At 48.8% G+C, this 3253-nt stretch carries 6 protein-coding genes; 4 read left to right on the top strand and 2 right to left on the bottom strand.

Annotated elements, in window-relative coordinates; all coding sequences use genetic code 11:
• The 3 genes from AXE65_RS04590 to AXE65_RS04580 form a co-directional block, all read left to right on the top strand.
• The coding region (locus tag AXE65_RS04590; RefSeq protein ID WP_204376518.1) for a hypothetical protein at positions 1–480 on the top strand (480 nt) is incomplete at its 5' end.
• Positions 481–614: 134 nt separating this feature from the next.
• A complete protein-coding gene (locus AXE65_RS04585; RefSeq protein ID WP_068388739.1) occupies positions 615–1064 on the top strand; it encodes a CCDC90 family protein in 450 nt (149 codons plus the stop codon).
• Between the two features lie 142 nt (positions 1065–1206).
• Positions 1207–1623, top strand: a complete 417-nt coding sequence (locus tag AXE65_RS04580; protein WP_068388736.1) for a hypothetical protein — start codon at positions 1207–1209, stop codon at positions 1621–1623.
• Between the two features lie 76 nt (positions 1624–1699).
• Here AXE65_RS04580 and AXE65_RS04575 read toward each other — a convergent pair whose 3' ends face one another.
• Positions 1700–2086, bottom strand: coding sequence for a hypothetical protein (locus AXE65_RS04575; protein WP_153015390.1), 387 nt, complete (start codon positions 2084–2086; stop codon positions 1700–1702).
• A 279-nt stretch (positions 2087–2365) separates the two neighbouring features.
• On the bottom strand, positions 2366–2869 hold the full coding sequence (locus tag AXE65_RS04570; RefSeq protein ID WP_068388730.1) for a helix-turn-helix domain-containing protein: 504 nt from the start codon (positions 2867–2869) through the stop codon (positions 2366–2368).
• Positions 2870–2931: 62 nt separating this feature from the next.
• On the opposite strand from AXE65_RS04570, the gene AXE65_RS04565 reads away from it, so the two are divergent.
• Positions 2932–3195: a helix-turn-helix domain-containing protein gene (locus AXE65_RS04565; protein ID WP_068388728.1), complete on the top strand. Its 264-nt coding sequence runs from the start codon at positions 2932–2934 to the stop codon at positions 3193–3195.
• The last annotated feature ends 58 nt before the right edge of the window (positions 3196–3253 follow it).

Here is a 3253-nt window from a genome sequence, read left to right as displayed (position 1 = left end):
GGTGCTAACATAGGTACATTGAAAAATGCACTGGCTAAGCGAGGAAAAGAGATGAGTTCAGCCGCTTTTAATTCGTTTGATACATTGCAATTCGCTAAAAAGTTCAAGGCAGCGAAGGATTCGGAAGAGCAGGCAGAAGTCGTGGCACAGGCATTCCGTGAAGGTTTTGACGAACGGGACAAAGCGCTGCGTGAAGGTTTTGATGAGAGAGACAAAGCGCTGGCTGCGGTAGAGGCCAAGGTGAGCGAGTTGGCTGCTGATGCCAAAAATAATGCTGAAAAGATGGCAACAAAAGAGGATGTGGTTAGATTAGAGGGTCGAATAACCAACCTTGAGCAGAGCATGAATGCCAAAATGGAAGGGTTAGAAAATCGCTTGATTGTCAAGCTCGGCAAAATGCTGACTATTGGCGTAGGTTTGATTGTGACTTCCATAGGTATTGCTGCTGGCATAATTATCAAGCTGATGCCACATGTCTGACCTGTTTTCTGCTTTTTCATGGCGTTGTCCTTAAAGCCCTGCTGCAAAGCGGGGCTTTTTGTTGCTGGGGGACGGCTTTTGAGGTGCTAACATAGGTAGATTGAAAAAATGCACTGGCTAAGCGAGGAAAAGAGATGAGTGCAGCCGCTTTTAATCCGTTTGATACATTGCAATTCGCCAAAAAGCTCAAGGCGGCGAAGGTTTCGGAAGAGCAGGCAGAAGTCGTGGCACAGGCTTTCCGTGAAAGTTTTGACGAGCGAGACAAAGCGATGGCTGCGGTAGAAGCCAAGGTGAGAGATTTGGCTGCTGATGCTAAAAATAATGCTGAAAAGATGGCAACAAAAGAGGATGTGGTTAGGCTAGAGGGTCGAATAACCAACCTTGAGGAGCGGCTCAATGGCAAGCTGACGAATCTTGAAACGGGGCTGCGCAAAGACATGGCAAATCTTGAAACGGGTCTGCGCAAAGACATGGAAGCCCTAGGTAACAAATTGATTATCCGGCTGACCTTGGCAATGCTTGGGGTGCTTGGTGTTGTAGGTACTATCCTGGGTTTCGTACTGCGTGCTGCGCTGATGAAATAAATCATCTGACCCATTTCCTGCTTTTTCATGGCGTTGTCCTTAAAGCCCTGCTGCAAAGCGGGGCTTTTTGTTGCTGGGGGACGTCTTTTGAGGTGCTAACATAGGTACATTGAAAAATGCACTGGCTAAGCGAGGAAAAGAGATGAGTGCAGCCGCTTTTAATTCGTTTGATACATTGCAATTCGCCAAAAAGCTCAAGGCAGCGAAGGATTCGGAAGAGCAGGCAGAAGTCGTGGCGGAAGTATTCCGTGAAAGTTTTGACGAGAGAGACAAAGTGCTGGCTGCGGTAGAAGCCAAGGTGAAAGAGTTGGCTGCTGATGCTAAAAATAATGCTGAAAAGATGGCAACAAAAGAGGATGTGGTTAGGTTAGAGGGTCGAATAACCAACCTTGAGGAGCGGCTCAATGGCAAGCTGACGAATCTTGAAACGGGTCTGCGCAAAGACATGGAGGCCCTAGGTAACAAATTGATTATCCGGCTGACCTTGGCAATGCTTGGGGTGCTTGGCGTTGTAGGTACTATTCTGGGTTTCGTACTGCGTGCTGCGCTGATGAAATAAAGCATCTGACCCATTTCCTGCTTTTTCATGGCGTTGTCCTTAAAGCCCTGCTGCAAAGCGGGGCTTTTTGTTGGGGTTAGGCGGCGGCTCGGGTTTTCGAGTAGGGGTTACACCCCCTGAAAAATCGAATCAGCTCTACTTTCTTGGCTCTTAACAGTGCCTTTTCTTCTTTGGTCAGCTCAAAAGGCAGTTCGTAAACATTGGTCGCTACGCGTTTTGCGCCGATGGTTTCTAGCAAATCTCTTGCATCTTTTAAGCGCAAGCTTGTTATCCGGCTGCGTATGCACCGGTGCGCCACGCAGCAGAGGTAGTGGCTTGCCAAGACTTCTATGGCTTCGGCGCGGCTGACGATGCTTTTTGTGACGCGTCCGCTTCGCTGATTGCTGGCGATGATCTGGTAGCTTTCTTTGCCGATGCTGGTGACTTCTGCTTTCATGGCGTTGTCCTTAAAATCCTGCTGCAAAGCGGGGCTTTTGCTTGGTGTTGTGCGCGATACGCAAGTCGCTGCCGTCCAGCTCAACAAATTTCCTTTTGGCGGCGTGCCTAGCTTGGCGTGCGATTAGTAGAACTAATATTAGTCTAGCTGATATTTTAAGTCAACTATTTCGCACCAAGGTGCAGAAAGCCTTGGATAATCCTGTTTCCAACATCTTTTAGCAGGCCATTTTTGCCAAGTATTAAGCGCTTGCTATCTATGAATTAGCACTTGGTTTTGGCGTGACAAGTGACAAGCCGCCTTGTATCAACTGTAGCTTAGGCGGCGGGCGGGCTGTTTTTGAGGGTATTGCTCTCTCTTAGCAGCGGTGCTTTCCATAAACGCAATAGCCGCTTGCTCCTCCGCGCTTAGAGCAACTCGCTCTGCTGTTGGAAGCAACAACATCTCAATCGCTGTGTAGGTGGATCCTGCCATCCCTTGCGGAATGTTTAGGGATGCGCCCTGTTTATGAGTGGTCGCAAAAGCCGCTATTTTGTCGATTTCTGACTGAATTGAAGGGCTGAAATCGGCCACACGACAACGTAACCCACTAGCAAATTTGGTAGCGGCTGATACGTTTAGCGGTATCTTCGCATTTAAGTACTGACTAACCGCACTTTGCACAGAATAACCAAGGATATCTGCAAGTACGGCTTGAGTTAGCCCGTCCTCTGCTTTGCGTTTCTCAAATATTGCCGCGAGCCGTGCTGCGTCTTGCTTTTGCTCTGGCGTAAGTGGTTTAGCTGGCATGCGCAGCAGGGTATTGCTCATACTGATAAGCACAAAACAGCCAGACTGTTTACAAGTTAAAACAGTCTGGCTAATATTGCTTTATGAGTGCAAATAATCTTAAGCAGCTACGTAATCAGCTTGGCCTGTCACAAAAAGGATTGGCTACTGCTCTTGGGCTATCGCAAGGCAGCATCAGTAATTACGAGTGCCAACGCCAGCTACTGCCACCAACCGTTGCGCAGAGTGTAATTGCGCTGGCCGCACTGCATGGCTTGCAGATTACCTACGACGATATTTACGGCAAGCCGCCGCTTGCTTCCACGGACAAGGAGACCCTCCCCGATGCCAACCATAACCATCAGTGACCGCGAGTGGTTGCTTTTTGCGGGTGCCGACACGGACTGTTTTAAGCGTTATGTGGCG

The organism is Ventosimonas gracilis (assembly GCF_001580025.1).
GTDB lineage: Bacteria > Pseudomonadota > Gammaproteobacteria > Pseudomonadales > Pseudomonadaceae > Ventosimonas > Ventosimonas gracilis.
Note: the sequence above shows the minus strand (reverse complement) of the source record. Positions and strands in the feature narration are given on the sequence as shown.

Excerpts from the sequence above, each read along its gene's own strand:
- AXE65_RS04585 (WP_068388739.1), top strand. The coding sequence starts at position 615 with ATGAGTGCAGCCGCTTTTAATCCGTTTGATACATTGCAATTCGCCAAA.
- AXE65_RS04580 (WP_068388736.1), top strand. The coding sequence starts at position 1,207 with ATGAGTGCAGCCGCTTTTAATTCGTTTGATACATTGCAATTCGCCAAA.
- AXE65_RS04570 (WP_068388730.1), bottom strand. The coding sequence starts at position 2,869 with ATGAGCAATACCCTGCTGCGCATGCCAGCTAAACCACTTACGCCAGAG.
- AXE65_RS04565 (WP_068388728.1), top strand. The coding sequence starts at position 2,932 with ATGAGTGCAAATAATCTTAAGCAGCTACGTAATCAGCTTGGCCTGTCA.